Annotated in this window: 19 protein-coding genes; 2 read left to right on the forward strand and 17 right to left on the reverse strand. The window is 62.2% G+C overall.

Going from position 1 to position 19,892, the window contains the following annotated elements; genetic code table 11:
- Positions 1–108 precede the first annotated feature (108 nt).
- The 10 genes from ACF8MC_RS09010 to ACF8MC_RS09055 form a co-directional block, all read right to left on the reverse strand.
- Positions 109–882: an IclR family transcriptional regulator gene (locus ACF8MC_RS09010; RefSeq protein WP_033647338.1), complete on the reverse strand. Its 774-nt coding sequence runs from the start codon at positions 880–882 to the stop codon at positions 109–111.
- Between the two features lie 253 nt (positions 883–1,135).
- Positions 1,136–1,927: an energy transducer TonB gene (locus ACF8MC_RS09015; protein WP_033653291.1), complete on the reverse strand. Its 792-nt coding sequence runs from the start codon at positions 1,925–1,927 to the stop codon at positions 1,136–1,138.
- A 2-nt stretch (positions 1,928–1,929) separates the two neighbouring features.
- Entirely contained in the window at positions 1,930–3,261 is a 1,332-nt protein-coding gene (locus ACF8MC_RS09020; RefSeq protein ID WP_033647342.1) for an HlyD family type I secretion periplasmic adaptor subunit, read from the reverse strand.
- On the reverse strand, positions 3,258–5,039 hold the full coding sequence (locus ACF8MC_RS09025) for a type I secretion system permease/ATPase (protein WP_033637266.1): 1,782 nt from the start codon (positions 5,037–5,039) through the stop codon (positions 3,258–3,260). The genes ACF8MC_RS09020 and ACF8MC_RS09025 overlap by 4 nt, the downstream gene beginning before the upstream one ends.
- A 72-nt stretch (positions 5,040–5,111) precedes the next feature.
- Positions 5,112–5,681 (reverse strand): heme acquisition protein HasA, encoded by a 570-nt coding sequence (locus tag ACF8MC_RS09030; RefSeq protein ID WP_033647344.1) that lies wholly within the window; start codon positions 5,679–5,681, stop codon positions 5,112–5,114.
- A gap of 78 nt (positions 5,682–5,759) precedes the next feature.
- Positions 5,760–8,459 carry a TonB-dependent receptor gene (locus tag ACF8MC_RS09035; RefSeq protein ID WP_164105056.1) on the reverse strand — a complete coding sequence of 900 codons (2,700 nt, stop codon included), beginning with the start codon at positions 8,457–8,459 and terminating at the stop codon, positions 5,760–5,762.
- 156 nt (positions 8,460–8,615) lie between these two features.
- Positions 8,616–9,569, reverse strand: coding sequence for a FecR domain-containing protein (locus ACF8MC_RS09040; RefSeq protein ID WP_164105057.1), 954 nt, complete (start codon positions 9,567–9,569; stop codon positions 8,616–8,618).
- A 76-nt stretch (positions 9,570–9,645) separates the two neighbouring features.
- Positions 9,646–10,146, reverse strand: a complete 501-nt coding sequence (locus tag ACF8MC_RS09045) for an RNA polymerase sigma factor (RefSeq protein WP_164105058.1) — start codon at positions 10,144–10,146, stop codon at positions 9,646–9,648.
- 144 nt (positions 10,147–10,290) lie between these two features.
- Positions 10,291–10,491, reverse strand: a complete 201-nt coding sequence (locus ACF8MC_RS09050) for a YaiA family protein (RefSeq protein WP_004940491.1) — start codon at positions 10,489–10,491, stop codon at positions 10,291–10,293.
- Between the two features lie 47 nt (positions 10,492–10,538).
- Positions 10,539–10,943, reverse strand: a complete 405-nt coding sequence (locus ACF8MC_RS09055; protein WP_039567012.1) for a nuclear transport factor 2 family protein — start codon at positions 10,941–10,943, stop codon at positions 10,539–10,541.
- A gap of 96 nt (positions 10,944–11,039) precedes the next feature.
- Here ACF8MC_RS09055 and ACF8MC_RS09060 point away from each other — a divergent pair, with 96 nt between their 5' ends.
- Positions 11,040–11,783, forward strand: coding sequence for an AraC family transcriptional regulator (locus ACF8MC_RS09060; RefSeq protein WP_164105059.1), 744 nt, complete (start codon positions 11,040–11,042; stop codon positions 11,781–11,783).
- A 36-nt stretch (positions 11,784–11,819) separates the two neighbouring features.
- On the opposite strand, the gene aroL is transcribed toward ACF8MC_RS09060, so the two are convergent.
- The 4 genes from aroL to ACF8MC_RS09080 form a co-directional block, all read right to left on the reverse strand.
- Positions 11,820–12,344, reverse strand: coding sequence for a shikimate kinase AroL (aroL, locus tag ACF8MC_RS09065; protein ID WP_033637260.1), 525 nt, complete (start codon positions 12,342–12,344; stop codon positions 11,820–11,822).
- Positions 12,345–12,453: 109 nt separating this feature from the next.
- On the reverse strand, positions 12,454–12,972 hold the full coding sequence (locus ACF8MC_RS09070; RefSeq protein WP_048321307.1) for a GNAT family N-acetyltransferase: 519 nt from the start codon (positions 12,970–12,972) through the stop codon (positions 12,454–12,456).
- 53 nt (positions 12,973–13,025) lie between these two features.
- Positions 13,026–15,149, reverse strand: a complete 2,124-nt coding sequence (locus ACF8MC_RS09075; RefSeq protein ID WP_164105060.1) for a TonB-dependent siderophore receptor — start codon at positions 15,147–15,149, stop codon at positions 13,026–13,028.
- Positions 15,142–16,257, reverse strand: a complete 1,116-nt coding sequence (locus ACF8MC_RS09080) for an ABC transporter substrate-binding protein (RefSeq protein ID WP_164105061.1) — start codon at positions 16,255–16,257, stop codon at positions 15,142–15,144. The genes ACF8MC_RS09075 and ACF8MC_RS09080 overlap by 8 nt, the downstream gene beginning before the upstream one ends.
- A gap of 216 nt (positions 16,258–16,473) precedes the next feature.
- Between ACF8MC_RS09080 and ACF8MC_RS09085 the strand changes: the two genes are divergently transcribed.
- Positions 16,474–16,935 (forward strand): GNAT family N-acetyltransferase, encoded by a 462-nt coding sequence (locus ACF8MC_RS09085; RefSeq protein WP_033647358.1) that lies wholly within the window; start codon positions 16,474–16,476, stop codon positions 16,933–16,935.
- On the opposite strand, the gene ACF8MC_RS09090 is transcribed toward ACF8MC_RS09085, so the two are convergent.
- The 3 genes from ACF8MC_RS09090 to ACF8MC_RS09100 form a co-directional block, all read right to left on the reverse strand.
- Positions 16,936–17,493: a class I SAM-dependent methyltransferase gene (locus ACF8MC_RS09090; RefSeq protein WP_164105062.1), complete on the reverse strand. Its 558-nt coding sequence runs from the start codon at positions 17,491–17,493 to the stop codon at positions 16,936–16,938.
- A gap of 241 nt (positions 17,494–17,734) precedes the next feature.
- On the reverse strand, positions 17,735–18,019 hold the full coding sequence (locus ACF8MC_RS09095) for a YdgH/BhsA/McbA-like domain containing protein (RefSeq protein ID WP_033637254.1): 285 nt from the start codon (positions 18,017–18,019) through the stop codon (positions 17,735–17,737).
- A gap of 371 nt (positions 18,020–18,390) precedes the next feature.
- Complete coding sequence (locus tag ACF8MC_RS09100; protein WP_164105063.1) at positions 18,391–19,752, reverse strand: esterase-like activity of phytase family protein; 1,362 nt, start codon at positions 19,750–19,752, stop codon at positions 18,391–18,393.
- Positions 19,753–19,892: the final 140 nt, after the last annotated feature.

The raw sequence follows: 19,892 nt of genomic DNA on the forward strand, positions 1-19,892 counted from the left end.
TTATTTAGCCCGTCTGTTTCTCACCAATAAAATACGGTGAAATATAATTAATGAGTTCCCTGGTGTCGGCGCTCGTTAATGATGATGAAACGTTATAGCTCCGGCGCGTTAGTTGATCTGCTGCCAATAATCATCGCCATATTTTTCCGCCAGTTGGCGGCTGACTGCGGTTAATTCGGCCAGAACTTCCGGTACAAACGGCTGTTCCTCGCCCTGCGAAGGGAAGGACAGACACAGCCCCACCGTCTCGCTGCCGTGCTTGTTCACCAGCGCGGTCGCCAGCGAACTGATGCCGTTCAAGGTTTCATTGCGCGCCAGCGACCAGCCCTGGCGCCTCACCTGCTGCAACTTCTGCAGCAGCGCATCCAGCGTTTGCGGCGCATTGGGCGAAGCCGCCCGGTAACCGCCGGCGTAACGCGCCCGAACCTGCTCGTCGCTTTCACGCGCCAGTATCGCCCGACCAACCGAGGTTTCCGCCGCCGGTGAACGGTAGCCCGCCGGGGTGACCACCTGCAAAAAGTGGCGGCCGGGGAACATGCGCATCACCATGATCTCCTGCCCCTCCAGCACCGAGAGGTAGCCGGTACACGCCGTCTGGCGGCACAGCTGCGCCATGCTGGCCGCCAGGTTGTCCACCAGCGGCATCGACAGGTAGTGGCTGGATGCCGCCAGCAACAGCGCGCCGATGCGGTAACGCCGGCTATCGGGATCGCGCTCCAGCATGCCCTGATTTTCCATGCTCTGCAGCAGGCGCGATACCGTGCTTTTCGGCAGCGCCAATTGATCTACCACGTCGCTGAATGCAATGCCCGGTTGGCCATGCATCACGCGTTGTTGAGAAAAGAGTTTTAATACCGCAGCGGCATTTTCCAGCGTTGTCATGATCCGCCTTGTTCCACTATATGGAACTCAGTTCCTATTTTATAATTAAAAACTAAAACCCGAACTACGCAGCGTCAAGCTGTTTATTTTTTGTCAGCCGTAAAATAAAAGGCATTCGTGCTTTTTAAATGAAAATATCGCGCAGAACGCCAACTCCGCCGCGCCAAATAAAATAACGATACGCTTTGAAAATAATGAATGGCAGGACAAGCTGCTGAAAAATGATTTTATCAGGGAGAGATATTGTCGCGGCTCAAAAACTTGCGCCGCGCAAACTGAAATCGATCGGCAACGTCAATTCCACCGTGCCGTTGACGTAGGCGTCCGCCGGCGGCGTAGGCAACGGCGAAGCGCGCTTGACCAGCGCCTGGATTTCGCGATCCAGCGACGGCAACCCGGCGCTGCTGACCAGCGTCACCGCCAACACATGGCCCTGCCTGTCCAGGGTGAAACGCACCTGCCCGACGCCCTGGCGCTTCAGCCGCAAGGCGTCTTTGGGATAACGCTTAAAGCGATTAAGGCGGCCGTTGATGCGGCTGCGCCAGCTATCTTCCCCCGCCTGTGCATAGGGCGTCAGGCGGGTTTGCGGCGCGGCCGCTTTATCCGCCCGGCCCGGCGGCGGCGCGCCGACGCTTTGCTCCTGAATTCTCGGCGGCGCGATCGTTTTCTCCTGCGGCGGCGTGCGCGGCAGGGGGATTTTCTTCACCGGCTTGGGCGATTTTTTCTGCTTCGGCGGTACGGCGATGTTCGGCCGTACGGCTTCAGGCACCTTCACCGTCGGCAAGGGTTCCGGCGGCGCCGGCGGTTCAACCTGAGGCGGCGGCGTCCTTTGCCCCGGCGGTTGTTTTACCTCGGCCGGAGCCTGCGGTGCGGCGGCCATCACCACCATGACCGCCGGCGGCGGCACCCACGGCGGCTCGGCCTTGTCTCGCCAGGGCCAGAGCAGCGCCGCGGCCAGCAGGTGCAGCGCCAGCACCAGCACCAGGCAACGGCGCCAGGGCATGGCATCACCGGGCGCGGCGAAAGGCAGCGGCGAAACCGACATGCTCACTCTTCCGTCAGCGCCAGATGAAGGCGATCGGTCAGCGGTTTGAACAGGTAGTTCATCATCGAACGCTCGCCGGTGCGGATGAACCCTTCGACCGGCATCCCCGGGCGGATTTCCAACCCGTTCAACCGCTGCAGACCCGCTTCGCTGACCTTGGCGCGCACGCTGTAATAGGGCGCACCGCTTTTCTCGTCGGTCAGGCGATCGGCCCCGACCAGCGTCACTTCGCCCTCGACGCGCGGCGTGGTGCTTTGGTTAAACGCCGAGAACAACAGCTCGACCGGCAAGCCCACCTGCACCTTGTCGATCAGCTCGACCGGGATACGCGCCTCCACCTGCAGCCCCCGATCGCTGGGCACGATCTCCATCAGCTGCTGACCGGCGCCGATCACGCCGCCTTCGGTGAATACGCTCAGCCCCACCACCGTGCCCGCCACCGGCGCTTTCACCTGCGTATGGCCCAGATCGGCCTCCGCCTTGGCCAGGCGGTTATCCAGCTCGTCCAGCTTCATCCGCACCTCGGCCAATTGGCTGCTGACCTCTTTTTGATACTCTTCCCGCCGCTGGATCGCCCGCAGCTTCAGTTCCAGGATCTGGCGCCCCAGGCGGCCGATATTGCCGGTGTCTTCGGACGCCTGGCCGTCGATCTGCGCATACTGCCCTTCCAGATCCAGCAGCCGGTTGCGCGCCACATACCCTTGCGCCGCCAGCTTGCGCATGCCGCTCAGTTGCTCCTGCAACATGGCCTTTTGCCGCTGCTTGCTGGCGTAAGACTGCCGGATCCCTTCCAGCATCGCCTGCGATCCGGCAATGCTCTCCGCGATCGCCGCCAGTTCGCTCTGCAACGCCGCGCGGCGGCTGGTGAACAGCTGCTGTTGCAACAGCATCAACGACATCACCTCCGGCTCCTCCCGCCGCGCCTGCAGCAATGCCGGGAAAGCGATCGCCTGCAGGCCGTCGCGCTCGGCCTGCAGCCGCGCCCGCTGCGCGGCGTTGCTCAACTGCTGGCTGCGCAGCGCATCGCGCTGGGTGCGGCTGTCGACGGTATCCATCAGCAGCAGCACCTGCCCGGCGCTGACCCGGTCGCCCTCATGCACCTGAATTTGCGACACCACGCCGCCGCTCGGGTGCTGCACCGCCTTGCGGTTGCCGGCCACCACCACGCTGCCGGAGACCGGCACGCCCTTATCCAACGGCGCCAACAGCCCCCACAGCAGGAAACCGCCAAACCCCAACAGCACCAGCCAACCACCGAGCCGCAGGTGGCGCCCTTCGTCGAACTGCCGGGAAAGCGCGTCGATATCGCCGGGGATCACACTCTGATTGCTCATACTTTTCGTTCACCGCTGGCCGTTTTGGCAAAATTGGCGTAGTTGACGTTGAAACCGCCGCCGCTGCTGCGGCCGGCGTTGGCCGGTACGGCCGCGGGCGTAAAACCAGGCAGTTTTTTCAGGATGGCGTCGCTGGGGCCGAAGTGCTGCACCTGGCCGGCGGCCAGCACCAGCAATCTGTCGGTCGTCGCCAGGATCGCCGGTTTGTGGGTCACCAACACGATGGTGGTGCCGCGCTTTTTCAGCGCTTCGATCGCCCGCTGCAGCGCCTCTTCCCCTTCGCGATCGAGGTTGGCGTTCGGTTCGTCCAATACCACCAACGCCGGAGAACCATACAGCGCGCGCGCCAGCGCCACCCGCTGACGCTGGCCGCCGGACAGGCCGCTGCCGCCCTCGCCCAGCTCGGTTTCATACCCTTTGGGCAAATGCAGGATCAGTTGGTGCACGCCGGCCAGCGCGGCGGCGGCCACCACCTTCTCGGCGTCAACCTGGCCAAAGCGGGCGATATTTTCCGTCAGGGTGCCGGCGAACAGCTGGATATCCTGCGGCAAGTAGCCGATATGCGGCCCCAGTTGCTGTTTGTCCCACTGCCGAAGATCCGCACCATCCAGCCGCACGTCGCCGCTGAGCGGCGTCAGCGCGCCGACCAGTTGGCGCATCAGCAGCGTTTTGCCGGAGCCGGACGCGCCAATGACGCCCAGCACCTCCCCGGCCTCCAGACGAAAACTAACGCCGTGCAACACCGGCGCGCTCCCGCCCGGCGCGCTGGCGGTCAACTGATTCACGGCCAATGTGCCGCTGGGCGCAGGCAGCGGCAGGCTCGCCGCCTGCGGCGGGTTGGCGGCCAGCATCACCTCCAGCCGCTGCAGGGACTGGCGCGCCGACGACCACTGCTTCCAGGCGCCGATCAGCTGATCGATCGGCCCCAGCACCCTGCCGATCAGGATCGATCCGGCGATCATCATGCCCGGCGTAATGTCGCCGTTGACCGCCAGCAGCGCGCCGCAGCCCAACATCAGCGACTGCAGCGCCAGCCGCACGGTTTTCGACCAGGCGGTGACGGCGGCGATTTTCTCGCTGGCGCGGTTCTGCAACAGCAGGAACTGCTGATGCTGCCGCAGCCAGCGCAGGCGCAAGTCGGTCAGCATCCCCATGGCGGCGATGGCCTCCGCATTGCGCAGGTTGCCGTTGGCCTGCTGCGTGGCGCTCAGCGCGACCCGGCCGGCCTCCGCGAGCGGCGCCTGCGACACCCGTTGGTTGAGCCAGGCCAGCAGCACCAGCACGATCACCCCGGCGCTGGCCAACGCGCCAAGCCAGGGGTGGAGCAGAAAAACCACCAGCAGATAAACCGGGAACCAGGGCGCATCGAAAAAGGCGAACAGCGCATTGCCGGTGGCGAACTGGCGCAGGTTGGTCAGATCGTTCAGCGCCTGCCCCGCCAGCGGGTTGCCGGTTTTCAGGTTGGTTTCGAAGGCGGCGTCGTAGACCCGCTGATTCAGGCGCATATCCATCTGGGCGCCGAGGCGGATCACCACCTGGCTGCGCACCCACTCCAGCAGCCCCATAAACAGGTAAAGGCCGACCACCATCAGGGTCAGCATCGCCAGCGTCATGCGGTTGCCCGACGGCAACACGCGATCGTAGACCTGCAGCATGTACAGCGCCGGTGCCAGCATCAGCAGGTTGATCACCGCGGTAAACAGCGCGATGCCCCAAAATCCGCGCCGGTATGCGGCCAGCACGCTCATCACTTCTCCGCGCCTGACGGCGTTTTTCATGGCGTTTTCCATCGGCTAAAAACGAGAAAATGCCCGCCGGGGCGCGCGGCGCCGGCGGGCAAACGGCCGCGATCAGGCCGCCAACAGTTCCGGGCTGTCGGCGTGCTGCACGCCCACCGCCGTCGCCGCCGCCACCTGATCGAAGGTGGAGTTGACGCTCAGACCGTAGTCGTCGAGGATGCCGTTCAGCGCAGTTTCCAGCGCGCCGGTATCGCCGGACATCAGGCCGTACACCACCTGGTGCACCACGCCATCGTGGCCCTGCGCCTGCAGGCTGCTGAGGTTCAGGCCGCCAAAGCTGACGTCAGGCACCTGAATGCTGTACGGTGATGTATCGCCACCGCTCAAACCGTCGCCGAACGACAGGGAATCCAGCTGGCCGTACAGGGTATGCGCCGGTTCATTGAACAGCGTGTAGGTCAGGTTGCCACCCGCCACGACCGACGTGACATGGTTGTCCGTACTGGTCACGGCGTATTGGCTACCGGACAACCGGCCGCCGTAGAAGCCACCGCTGTTTGAGCCTTCGACGACATTGCCGTTGGTATGGTTGATATCACCGAATGTCGAAGCCCATTGGCCCAGATAGTCATGAATGCTGTAACCGCCAAAGCTGCTGTCATAGTTAACTGAAAATGCCATTTCTCTATCTCCATTGATGAACGGCGCCCCTTGCGAGGCAGCCCTTGTGCTCAAGGATGAGCAACGCCCTTTTACTGCTTAAAAACGGTATTCCACCCCGCCCTGCACGGTGCGGCCGCGCCCCAGGGTATTGGCCAGCGTCTCCCCATAGCTGACGACGTAGGCGCGGTTGGTCAGGTTCTCCACCGAGCCGCGCAGCGTCAGGCTGTCGGTCAGCTTGTAGCTGGCGTACAGATCGAACAGGGTGTACTTCGGCCAGTCGGCCAGGTACGGATAGTTGGATGGCACCGAGCTGTCCTGATAGCCCGGCGCAAAGCGCACGGTCACCCCGGCGTCCAGCTTGCGATCGAAGGCGCGGCCGCCCAGCGTCACCGAGCCGCGATCGCCCGGCAGGTAGGCGGCGGAGCCGAACTGCGTCCCCCCGTCACACGTGACGAAGTCATTGGAAGCGGCATCCGGCTCAACATAGAAGTTGCCGCGGCGCGATCCGTCGCCGTAGCGCAGACGCCCTCCCAACCAGGCCTTGTTCGAGCAGAACTCGTTTTTGCCGATCATGTGGGTGTAGGTCAGGTCGGCGTAGAACACCCCGGCGTCATAGTTGAGCTGGTACTCCAGCCCGCGGAAGCGGGTTTTAGACAGGTTGTTGACGTAAGCGGCATTGCCGATGCTCGGCTGCACCAGCCCCGGTTTATTGCGGTCTATCGCCAAGTTGATGTAGTTATCCACTTTGGTGTCGAAGTAGGCCACCTTGGCCACCAACCGATCGCCCTCAAACCACAGATCCGGCTGCTGCACGTTGAACCCGACTTCCCAGGCGCGCGAGCGCTCGGGCTGCAGGAACGGGTTGGGGTATTGCGTGGAAGAACTGTGTGCGCTGCCGTTAGTCAGCGTTTCGGTGATCGCCGGCGGCCGCCAGGATTTGCCGTAGGTGGTATACAGCTCAAGCCACTCCACGCCGGGGCGCACCGCCACCGCCAGCGTCGGCGACAGCTTGCCCTGATCGCGATCCACGTCCCAATCTTCGCGGGTAGTGGTTGAACAGCCGGTCAGACGCAACGCTTTGCAAGGATTGTCAATCGTGTAGCGTTGCCCATCCTTGGCCAAATCCGGATAGCTCAGGCCGGTCTGGCCGCGCAGGCGATAGCGGTCGTAACGCAGCCCGCCCTCCAGCGTCAGCCAGCCGTCGTAGTCGTAGGTCAGGTTGGCGAACAGGCTGCCGACCGAACGGTTGCCGGCCGGCGTCACCCCTTCCATACCCTCACGGGAAGAGTCGCTGGTCGCTTTGTCGTAATAGAACTCCAGCCCGTAGTTGGCGCGGAAGTCATGCCCCGGCGCCAGGCTGAAACGCGAGGTGTTTTGCGCCTGCGCGCCATAGGTGCGCAGGCGGGTGCGCGTCGCGTAGCCGTTGTCCAGCAGCGAGCTGGTGCTGTAGGTGTCGCTGTCGTCCTGAGTATCGACGTAATACAGCTTGGCCTGAAAATCGAGCCAGTCGACGCCTTCCGGTGCCAGGCTGTAGTCGAACGCCGCGTTGCGCGCCATCACGTCGCTGTAACCGGTGCGCTTCCAGCCCAGCTCATAGGGCGGCCGGGTGCCCAGGTTGGTCAAGGTGCCGGCGATCGGCGACGCGGTCTGGGTCTGCAGATAGCTCAGCTGCAGGCGTTGGTTGGCGGGCAGATTCCAGCCCACCTTGGCCAGCCGCGAGTGCATGCGGTAATTAGTGTCGGGGATTTTGTTGTTCTTGATGCTCTCGGCGTAGCGATCGTAATTGCCGGTGTCGTTATTGATGCGAATGTTGCCGATGTCGCCCTTGTTGCCGGGCCAATAGTCGCCGAGGTGGCGTTCGCTGGCGGCCAGCAGGATATCGCCGGTTTCGTTGCCCAATGCCAGTATGCCGCTGCCGATGAAGTGGGTGCCGTTATCGCCGGTGCTGGCGTGCAGCTTGCCGCCCAGCTCTTTGCCCGGCGCCAGGAAATCGCTCGCGCTGACGGTATTGAAGGTGGCGATGCCGCCGAGCGTGCCGGCGCTGCCCATACCGCCGGTGGTGCCCTTGTCGATGGTTACGCCGGACAGCAGTTCGGAATCGATGTACATGGTGCCGTTACGCTGGCCATGGCCGCTCTTTTGAAAATTCTGCCGCATGCCGTCGATGTTCATGTTCACCCGGCCGTAGTCTTGTATGCCGCGGATGTTGACCGATAGCGCCGGATCTTGCTGGCTGACGCTGGAATAGGCCCCCGTCGTCTGCTCCAGAATATCGGCCGCATGTCGCGCCGGGCGGTTGTCCATCTGTTCGCGGCTGATGACGCTGACCGAGCGCGGTTCGTCGTAAACCCAATCGTTAGCGTTGATGCCGCCGGCGCCCAGCACCGTCAGGCTGTCCAGCGCCAGCGCGCCGCCGTCGCCGTTCGCCGCCGGCAGCCGGCTCAATACGATCTGCCCCTGCGGCTGCAGGCGGAAAGCCACCGGATTGCCGCCGATCAAGCGCCGCAGGCCCTGTTCAACGCTCATGCTGCCGTTCAGCGCCGCCGCCTGCATGCCGTCGAGCTTCACCTCGTCGAAAAATACCTGCATGCCGGCCTGCTCGGCGAAGCGCAACATGGCGCTCTGCAGCGGCTGTGCCGCAACGTTGAAATGCTTTTGCTGTGCAGCCTGCGCGCCGTTCGCCTCAGCCTGGGCAGCGAGCGCCACAGCCGGCTGAGTCAGCATCATCGCCGCCAGCGCGGCGCGTACCGCCGTGGCCAATCGGCCGGCCGGCGTGGTTCCCTTGTGAATAAACATGCGTGTGTGTTCCACCCGAAAGAATGCCAAACCAAGTGATAATGGAAATCAATCTCGTTTAAACATAAGGACGTTCCGGGAGGCAAAAACCCGTAAAGATTTTTTACAGAAAGTGAAAATAGCGGCGAAACGGGCATCCCGGCCCGCCTGCGCCGCTCAGTAAAGCAGCGTGATGCCAGGGAGATTCAGTTGGCGGGCGGAGAGTTCCTGACGAATGGCGCCGACGCCGTCGTCGAGTTTATTGAGCGCAAACACGCCGCTCACCGTGCGCGCTCTTAGCGCGGGATTGACCGCCACGATGCGGGCCGCGCGATAGCGGTTGAGCTGCGCGAGCGCCTGCGGCAGCGGTTGGCGGTCGATCACCAGCCAGCCGCGCCGCCAGGCGTCATCGCCGGCCGTTTGCCGCGTCAGCTGCAGCTGCCCGTTGCGGTAATGCGCCGCCTGGCGTTGCGCGACCACCAGCGAGCGCTCGCCGCGCTCAAGCGTCACCCGCACGCTGTGCTGATGCACGCTGACGTCCACGCCCCGTTCGGTGCGCGCCACGCTGAACTCGGTGCCCAGCGCCTGCGTGACGCCGTTTTCCGCCTCCACCCTGAATGGGCGGCTTTCCGCCCCACCTAACGGCGCGACGATAAAATAGGCGGCGCCGCTCAGCAGCCGCACCTTGCGTTCGCCTGCGGAATACGCCAGTGCGATCGCGCTGCCGCTGTCCAGCGCCACCCGGCTGCCGTCCGGCAATGCCACTTCGCGCACCTCGCCGCGAACGGTTTGATAATCCGCCTGCATGCCGATCCACAGATCCGGCCCGCGATAAACGCCGAAGGAAACGGCGATCGCCACCGCCGCCGCCACCGCCCAGCGGGGCCATCGATGGTGAGATGGCGTTTTCAGCGCCGCCACCTGCGGTTGTAACGCCTGCCGCTGCTCTGGCGGCAGTTGCCCCAGCGTCGTCCACAGCAGTCGAGCCTGACGCAGCGCCGCCGGATGCTGCGGATCGGCGGCCAGCCAGGCGTCCAGCGCTCGCCGCCGATCGGCCGGCAACGCCCCTTCGGCCAGGCTCACGGCCCAGGCGGCCGCCTGCTGTCGCGCCTGTGCGGTTAGCGGTTTCATAATGGCATAGACCTCTGTTTTTTCTGGTTATAGGTTAAGACGTCTGAGCGCGGATAAACCCGTAAAAAAATTGCCATTATTGTTCTTCCATCCGCGCCATCAGCCGCTCGAGCGCGCTGGCCAGGTGTTTTTCCACCGTGCTGAGCGACACGCCCAGCTGCGCCGCCACCTGCGCCTGGGTCAGGCCATCGAGCCGGTTAAGGCGGAAAATCTGCTGCGTGCGCGGCGGCATCCCCGCCAGCGCCTGTTGCAACAGCTGCAGCAATTGACTATCGATCGCCAGTTGTTCAAGCGCCGGTTCACCGGAGGGATACTGCGCCAGAACGTCGTCTTCGACCGCTTCGGTCTGCCGCCGCTGCTGCTGGCGCAGATGGTCGAGCATCAGGTTTTTGGCGGTTTTGTACAGGTAGGCCTCGATATCGAGAATATTACCCTGCGGATACTGCTCGGTCAGGCGGGTAAAACTTTCCTGCGCCAAGTCCGCAGCCAGCTGAGGGTCGCGCAGTTTGGCGTTCAAATAGGCTTGCAGCGGCCGCATATGGCGCAGAAACAGCGCCTGCAACTCGGAATTGGACATCTCTTTTCCCAGAAGTGAAACACCCAATAGGGGCGATAAAAATCACATAAATGATTATCATTATCAATATTGTTCTGGGAAATATGTGCTAAGGCGGGGATAAACGGGAAACCGGCCTGGCGCCGGTTTCCGCTGGGCTGCAGGTCAGAGCTCTAACGCCTCGTCCTCATAGCGATGCTTGGCGTCGAGCGCTTCCTGCTCGGTTTCATGTTCACTGAGCAGCGTATTCGGCTCAATGTCGTCGGTGCGCACTTCAAAACGGCGCAGATGCAGGTTCGGATCGCCCCGAAACACCTCTACGACGCGGGCGCTCCGTGGATAAGCAGGTTGATCATTTTCGCGCATGCCGTTCTCCCGTGTGTTTCACACAGTAGCAAGTATAGCAGCCGCCCTCATTCCGACACGCGCGAGCCAAGATCGCGATCGCCGGGCGAGCCCGCCAGCAGCTCGGTCAGTTCGTCGCAGGCGCAAATGCGGCCTTCACGCACGGTGAAGTGCGCCAGCACCCGCACGCGGCTGCAGGAGCCGTCGCGCTTTTCCACCTCGACCAGATGGTGGGTCAGCACCGCCTCGCCCCGCTCCGCCGCCGCGATCACGCTCAGCGTCATGCGCCGGGTTTGCCGCTTCAGCAGCGCCATGTGTTGCTCAAACTGCTCGAAGTTCAGCACCTTGCCATCCACCTGCTGGCGGTAGTCTGCGCTGAAACGGGCGGCGAGCTGCGTTGGCCGGTGCTCCGGGCTGGCGACGACCTGCTGCAGCGTATCAAGCACCAGGTTCAGTGGGGTAAGTTGAGTCATCAGGTTTCTCCGAAATAGGGTGAACGGCGATCCTATCCCGGCCAGGCGATGGCATAATAACCACATCAAGACTTTCAATAACGTTAAACGGCCAATATGACGCAGATCCGCAGCCAACGCCTTCAGCATGAAAAAAAGCACCTGACGCCCTGGCACCGGCACGAAGGCGGCCAGATCTATCTCTTGACGCGCGGCATGCTGGCAATGGAGCTCCCGGGCCGGCAATGGGCGATCACCGGCGGTACGCTGGGCTGGCTGCCGCCGGGATGCGCCCATCAGGCGCTGGCCTGCGGCGACGTGGCGGGCTGGAGTCTGTATCTGCCGGTGGAAAGCGTGCCGGAGATGCCGCCGCTGCCGCAGCTGTTCACGGCCTCTGCGCTTTTGCAGGCCCTGGTGGAGCGCATCGCGCAGTTCCCCGCCGGCCCGCTGAGTGCGCCGCAACGGCGGCTGCTGCAGGTGCTGCTGGACGAAATGCACGCGGCAAGCCGCGCGCCGTTACAATTGCCGCTGCCGCAGGACGCCCGGTTGCTGAACATCGCCCGGGCGCTGCTGAACGATCCCGCCAGCCCGCGCAGCCAGCGCGACTGGGCCATTTGGGCCGGGCTCAGCCCGCGCACCCTGAGCCGCCGCTTTCTGCAGGAAACCGGCATCAGCTTCGCGTTGTGGCGCCAGCAGGCGCGGGTATTGCGTTCACTGGAGGGATTATCACGCGGCAAAGCGGTCGGCGAGGTGGCCGACGCCTGTGGCTATGACAACGTCAGCGCCTATATCGCCGCCTTTCGTCGCCGCTTCGGCGTCACGCCCGGGACGTACTTTGCGCCGGCTCGGCAAACGGAATAGGAAAACGGGCGCCCGGCGCCCGAAGAGAAGAAAGGGTTACTTCACCGTCTCACGCGGCAGCACCGCGAGGATTTGTTCCACCACCCGCTGCGGATCGGCGGCGCCGTCTATCACGTAATGCGCGGCGTCCTGATACAGCGCTTCGCGCGCCGCCAGCACCTCGAGCATCTCCTCGGCGATCGGCCTGCCGGTGAGCGTCGGGCGCTGCGCATCTTCCGGGTACTCTTCCAACCGCTGCGCCAACACGCTGGCCGGCGCGCGCAGGTAGATAACGGTGCCATGCTGGCGCATAAACTGACGGTTCTCCTCCGCCAGGATCGCCCCACCGCCGGTGGCAACTATAGTTGACGGCTTGGTCACGGTTTGCAACGCGATGGTCTCGCGGCGGCGGAACCCCAGCCAGCCCTCGCGCTCGACCATTTCCGCCACGCTCATCTGCGCCGCCTGCTGCATAAACAGATCGGTATCGACGAACTGATAGCCCAACGCCAACGCCAATGCGCTGCCTACCGTGGTCTTGCCGGCTCCGCGAGCGCCTATCATGAACAGGGTTTGTGTCATTACGGGTTGTCCCTTATGCGGTGACTTGAGTGCATTGCATACCAAAATACCGAGCGGGTGCGATGGCGTGGTGGCAGCATCATACCCTGCCCGCTCTGTATTTCAATATTTACGATAGTGTAAATTCCATGGCACAGCGACTGCCTGCGGCAAAGCCGTGCGCCAGATCCTCATCCAGGTGCCGCCGCAGAGCAGCCGTGAGCCGCGCGTCGTCGAGCGGCCGGAATCCCAGCCGCCGGTAGTAAGGCGCATTCCACGGCACCTCAATGAAAGTGGTGAGCGTCAGGCGGCCCGCACCGTGCCGTTTGGCCTCTTGCGCCACCGCGCCGATCAGGCGACGGCCGACGCCCTGCCGCTGCCAGGTGCCGGCGACCGACAATTCGGCGATGTGCCAATCTTCCCCCTGAGCCTGCACGGCAATAAAACCGGCGCACTCGCCGTTGTCGCTTTCCGCCAGCCATTCACGGCGCTCGGCGATAAATGCGGCATGCTGCTGCGGGGCCATCACCTCGCCTTCGGCGATAAAGCGCCATTCCGGCTGCTGGCGAAACAGCTGCGCCGCCGAACGTTCAACCGCCATCAAGTGCACGATATCCCGCTGCTGCGCCAAACGAATCTGCAGGCTCATGGGTTCTCCTTAACGTTGGGGCGGTTATTTAAGCAAATTTCACCGCCCGTGGCTTAGAAATCGACACTGCCGCGCAGCACCACCTCACGCGGTTCCCCCACCGCCACGCGCAGGTTGCCACCGCTGGACGGGTAGTAGGTTTTATCGAACAGGTTCTTCACGTTCAGCTGCCATTTCACCCGATAGCCGTTGATCGGCATGGTATAAGCGGCGAACGCATCGGCAACGGCGTAATTATCTAGGTAGAAGCTGTTGGCGGCGTCACCCGGGCGGCGGCCCACGTAACGCGCGCCGGCGCCGATGCGCACCTCATCGCCGCTGTACAGGCCCGGGCTGCCCAGATTCTGGGTCAGGAACAGCGAGGCGGTGTGGCGCGCCACGTTGGTCATCTCTTTCCCCTTGTTGTCCGGATCGTCCACCACCCGCGCGTCGGTATACGCATAGGAACCGATCAGGCTCAGCGAGTCGGTGAGATTACCGGCCACGTCCAGCTCCACGCCCTGCGAACGCACGCGCCCGGCGGTGCGCGTCACGGTTTCGCCCTCCACCAGCTCACTGACCATCACGTTGCGCTTGGTGATGTCAAACAGCGCCAGCGTGCCGGTAACGCCGTTCGGCAGCGCCAGCTTGCCGCCGACTTCCCACGACTTGCCCTGCTCCGGCGGCAGCGAACCAATTTGGGTGGCGATGGAAGAGTTCGGCTTGAACGACTCGGTATAGCTGCTGTACAGCGACACATAAGGCGTCAGCTTGTAGACCACCCCGGCGCGCGGCACCAGCTTGCTGTCCGAGCTGTCGGTATTGGTCTGGAACGGCCGCCCCTTGCCGGCATAGACGTCGAAAGCGTCGTAACGCAGCCCGCCCATCACCAGCCATTTATCGGTCAGCTGGATGGAATCCTGCATAAACCAGCCGTAGCTGGTGAGGTTTTCCCGCTGGTCGCTGTCTTTGGCGCTGACCGCGGTCGACGGCGGCATCAGGCCGTATACCGGATGATAGATATTGAAATCGCTGTTCTTTTTACCGCGGATCATGTCGCCGCGGTAGGTACGGTTATCTTCAAAATCGAAGCCGAACAGCATCTGGTGGTTGATGCTGCCCCAGTCCACGTCGCCATTGAGCGTCAACTGCACCGCGTTGGCGTGGCTGACGGCGTTGGCGGTCGCGTCGGCCTGGCGGCTCAACACGCCGCTCTCCGGGTTCAGCGCCGTGGCGCGCGCCTGGTTGTCGCTGTAGCTGTTGCGGCTGTAGGCGTAGGTCAGTGAGCTTTTCCAGCGCTCGTTGAGCGTTTGATCGATCTGCAGGGTAACGCTGTCCTGATCGCCGCGGGTAGCGTTATAGGCTTCGTCGAAACGGCGATCGCGCGGCGTATTCACCGGTTTGCCGGTGCGCGAATCGATAATGGTGCCGCGATCGAACGGCACCAGATATTCCATATGTTCATAGGCCAAGCGTACGGTGGTGTTCTCGCCGTACCACATCAACGACGGCGCGATCACCGTCTGGCGATTGCGGCCAAAGTTGCGCCAGTAATCGGTTTCATCGTGATCGACGATCATGCGATAGGCGAACCCCGACGTGCCGAGCGGCCCGGTAACGTCAAGCTGGCCGCCGCCGCCGTTGAAGCTGCTGCCCCAGCCTTCCACGTGGGTATGCTGCTGCAGCTGGGGCTTTTTGGTGATCATGTTGATCATCCCGCCCGGCTCGCCCATGCCGTACAGCATCGAGGCCGGCCCCTTGAGCACCTCCACCCGCTCGGTGGTCGGCGTGAAATTGCGCGCCTGCACCGAGCGCACGCCGTCGCGCAGAATCGAGCCGTCGCGGTTGTCGCCGAAGCCGCGTTTCATGACCGCGTCCTGGGTGCCGCCCAGCGTATTGGCCTGGGTAATGCCGCTGACGTTGTACAGCGCTTCGTCCAGGCTGCTGACCGCCTGATCGGTAATCACCTGCTGCGGCACCACGTCGATCGCCTGCGGCACGTTCAGCAGGCTGGTTTCGCTGCGGGTGCCGGTGACGCTGGTCAACGGCTGATAGCTCTGCACGCCGTCGGCGTCTTTGCGGCCAATCACCACCAGGCTTTCTTCTTTCGATGCGGCTTTTTCCGCCGCCCACGTCGGCGATGTCGCGCAGGCCGCCAAAGGCAACGCGCACCACCAGCCGCGCTTGTTGTTATTCATTATCTAACTGACTCCAATAGGTCCCTGAAAAAGGTAACGGCAAAAACTGCTGATACAGCTGTTGGAAGGTCTGCTGCGGGTTAATGTCGGCGAACAGATCCGGGTAAAACGCTTTGGCGAACATCTCGACCAGCACCACGTGGTACGGGCTGAGGTAAAAATTGTGCCAGACGCTCCAGGCGCGATGGTTTTTCACCGCCTGCAGGCTGGCCAGCATTGGCTGTTTGGCGATCAGCCGGCGGAAGCTGTCGGCGGCGTCCTGTTGGCTGACCTGCGGCCCGAGGCGCAGATCGGACAGCCGTTTGCCCTGCGGGCCGGCCATGCCGGTGGCGAGGTAAACGTCGGGATTGGCGCTCAGAATGGTTTCCGGGTTCAGCTCGCCATACACCCCTTTGACGCTGGCGTTGGCGATGTTGTCGCCGCCGGCGAAGGTCAGCAGATCGCCGAGATTGCCGTGCGCGGCGGTAGTGCAGCAGGTGTCGCGCCGCCCCAGATGCAGGTGCAGCACCACTTTGGGCTTCGGCCCCTGATAGCCCGCCAGCCGTTGCCGGATCACCACCATATGCTGCTGATAAAACGCGATGAACTGCTCGGCGCGCTGCCGGCGATTGAGCACTTCGCCCAGCAGCCGCACGCTCGGCACGGTGTTATTCAGCAAATCGATGCGCAGATCGACGTAGATCACCGCCACGCCGGCCTTGTTCAGCGCGGAAACCAGCAGATCGTTGTCGCCGTCTTCACGCGCGTAGCGCGCCAGGATCACCAGATCCGGCTTCAGCTGCAGCAGGCTTTCGATGTTGACCTGGCGGAAATTATTGCCGCTGATAATGGGGATCGCGGCGATCTGCGGGAACTTCTGCGTATAGAGCTGCCAGCTTTGCGCGTCGAACCGCGCCAGATCCGCCGGCCAGCCGACGATGCGCTGCGCCGGGTTGCCCGGCTCCAGCAGCGCCAGCGTATACAGCATGCGGCTCTCCCCCACCACGATGCGCTGCGGGTTGTCCGGCACCACGACCTGGCGGCCTGTGATATCGGTCACCGTCTTCGCCTGAGCGGAAAACACGCCAAAGCACAGGGAAAGCAGCAGTAAAATGAGGGAATTGCGCATGATTGAACCGACACGGGGAATAGTGTGCGCATGATAATCACTCTCATTAGCACTTGCAATCCTGCGCCGCAATTGCCAAAAGAAATCCGGGAAACGGCGCCGGGCGCGCGCCGAAACACCGCGAAACCGCTGAAAGAGCGGCTTTAAAAAGTTAAAAAAATGGCGGAAAAGTCGGTTAAATAGAACGGAGAAACAGCAAAAAACCGGGAGATCACCATGACTCAACGCATCATTCCGCTGTCGGAGTGCCCGCAGTTTGCCGATGTGTGCGCCGCCTGGGCCTTCGGCCAGTGGGGCTCACAGCGCGGCGGAACGCTGGAGCGCACCCAGCTGCGCTTCGCCCAATGCAGCCGGCCGAGCGACGATCACCTGACATTGATGATGATCGACGGCGATCGCCCGGTGGGCATGGCCAGCCTGTGGCCCAGCGACGATCATCAGCGCCAGGATCTCACCCCGTGGCTGGCCGGCGTTTTCGTGCATCCCGATCACCGCCGCAAGGGCATCGCCCACCGTCTGGAAATGGCCATCGTCGAGGCGGCGCGGCAGCGCCATCACTCGGTCTTGCATCTCATCACCGATAAATCGGAAGCGCTGTACGCCGGCTGGGGTTGGCAGCCTCTGGAACGCCGGCGGCAGTATGACGAAGACGTGGTGGTGATGGAGAAAACGCTGTAGCTAACGCGGCGTACAGACATACACCAGCGCCGGCGGGAAGTTGCGCACCACCCGCAGGCGCTTCCAGTGAAAATAGCGCGACAGCAATTTTTCCGACAGGTGACTGTACTGGAACAGCACCAGCGTGCCGTTGCGCGCCAGCAGCCGCTGCCGGGCCTGCTGAAGAATGCGCACGCTGATCCTGACCGGGATCGACAGCAACGGCAGGCAGGAAAACACCACGTCGTAATCCGTGGCCATCCGGGTTGCCGAATGGGCCATCACCTGCAGCCGCCGATCGTCTATTCCGCGCAGCCGATGCACGAAATGGGGTTGGATCTCGAAAGCCTCCAGCGCCGCATCGGCGCGCATCCGCCCCAGAATGCGTTTGGTCAGTACGCCGTCCGCCGCGCCCAGCTCCGCGATCGACAACGCCCGGATCCATTCAATCTGATTCAACATCGCCTGGCACAGCCACGGAGAAGAAGGCGCCAGCGTGCCGACGGTGCGCGGCGAAGCCATAAATTGCTGCAGGTAAGCGAAGTGATTCATCAGTTGCAGCCGGGTCGCATTTAACATTGAGGCCTCCTTGGGTTAAGCCCTCAATGTGAGCCGAATTTCTTAAGTAATCATTAACATGATTCCGAAAGCGGCGGACACAGTTGTAAAAAAGTGCAACCTCAGCCGCGGTGGAAAAAGAAAAACGGTCGTAATAATGACCTGAAAATAAGCCGCTATGCCCCGGCTGTTCAGATAATTATTACGACCGTTTATTTTATTGACCGCACTGCCGCGGCCAGAGGGTGAAAAAAACCAACGCTTAGCGATAAATTTCCGCATTGCCGCGCCAGTTGCTGGAATCCCCGGGGGTATCCAGACCGATAATGCGGTAATGGCTGGCGCCACCCGCCGCGGCTTTTTCTTTCAGGGCGGTGATGGCGTCATGCGGTGAGCCGCTAATGCCGGAAACCGACACTACGCCGACGCTTTGCAGATTGGCGGCCTGCTCGCTGTTGACCTGTTTCACCGACGACAGCGGCGCGGCGAAAGTGGAGAAGGAAGCGGCGGCGATCAATACGGCTGCGATGCTTGGGATAAGTTTCATGATTGACTCCAGGTGTTCTTGTTTATTAGCTCGTTGTCAGTGATGTTAATTATCCGCTAGCCAATGAAAACGGACGTCACGCAACGTAAAGAACATCAATCATTGTGAGGAGAATAAGGAGGAAGTGAGAGCGAGTATGTATTTTCAGGCAGGAATGACTTTACAGGCTTCACCTTACCCCTATTTGATGAACAATTAAAGACAGGACGAAAGAAAGAACGCGCGCCGCCGCTATTTAAGATTTTTTCCCCGCCGAGGCGCGCTGAGCTACGCTGATTTTGGCGATGTGGGAGAGCATCTCGCGCGGCAGAACGCCGCAGCGGCACGCGAAAGCCTGAAGCAAAAGGGGGCGCTATCGCCCCCGATATCGGTCACTTCAAGGGGTGCGGCAAGGTGAGCACCCAGAGCTCGCTCAGCGACTCCGGCTGCTCCAGCGGGCGCAATTCGATGCGGGCGTCGGTCTTGTCGCCGTCGAGGCTCAGCCGCCCTTCTTTCTCCAACTGGTAGTCGCCGATTTTCTTGCTCTTTGGCGACGCATCCACCAGCTTGGCCTGCAAGCCGAAATCGTTGTCGTTGATCACCGCCAGCGTGCGATCGTCGATCAGCGCCAACCCTTCGGCTTTCTCCTGGCGCCAGCCCAACTGGCGCAGATCCGCCACTTCCCGTTTCTGCGCCAGCTTCACGCCGCGTTTGGCGAGCTCTTTCGCATCGTCGAACTCCAGCGCTTTCCCCTGGTCGTCAAACGCGCTCAGATCGCTGGCCTGCGCGAGATCCACCAGATAGATCTTGTTGATCATCGTCTTATCTTTATCGCTTCCCTGTTCAATCAACAGGACGCGCTGGTTGTCCAACGCCACCACATCGCCAATCTTGGCGTCTTTGGCTTTTTTATAGCTGTCGATATCGATGGGATAGCCGTACATGGCGGTTTTGCCACTGCGCGGATCGAAGCTCACCAGCCGGATAAACTGCGCCTTGTTTTTGCTTTTACCCTCGACATCCAGCGTGCTCTGCACCGCCGCCAGAATGCGCCCATCCGGCATTCGGGTCAGCCCCTCAAAACCGCGGTTGGGCTGGCGCCACTTCAGGATGTTCGGCAACCCACTCGCCACCGCCTGCTCGCCGGCCTGCGGCGTTGGGCCATATTTGGCGAGAATTTTGCCTTTGCCGTCGATATGGATCAGAAACGGGCCGTACTCGTCACACAGCCAATAGCCGCCGTTGCCGTCACCGATGATGCCTTCGGTATCCAACCCGCGGCGATCGCCGGACAGCGGTTGCAGCGCGTCATTCAACGCCACTTCGTTCGTGGAACCAATCAGCTCGCCCGGCAGCGGCAGCCCGCTGATCGGCCCTTTTTCGTCATGCAAGGGCCGCGCATTCTCGGCCACGGCCTTGCCGCCGCCAATACGAATGTCCATCAACAGGGGCACGAATTGCGGATTGGCGAAAATCTTGGCTTCTTGCTTGCCCACCGCAGGGGCATCGGCATTCGGGCCGCGATCGGTCAGCGTCGTCAGCACCAGATCGTCGCCCTGCTTGCTGTTGAACGTCAGCCCTGAGCCGATCCCCACCGGCAGCCCCTGCGGGAAATTCTTGGCGAACGCCCCCTGATACGCGACGCGTTCCCCGCCGGGAAAGCCGACCACATAACGCGCCACCTCAATGTCGGCAGCGTAGGTGAATACAGGAAACAGTGAAGCCAACAGCAGGGAGAGCGATTTTATTTTCATGGTTTTTACCCGAGGTTGAATGAAGCGTTATCAGGCAGAAGAAGATATTAATTTAGCATGACACTTAGATGACAACAGGCCATTCGTCAAATGCACAATCGGTAATAAGGTTGGCTGGCAAATAGAAATTAGCAATTAAC

The organism is Serratia sp. LACPHL-BACT-2024-00286 (assembly GCF_043109535.1).
Taxonomy (GTDB): Bacteria; Pseudomonadota; Gammaproteobacteria; order Enterobacterales; family Enterobacteriaceae; genus Serratia; species Serratia sarumanii.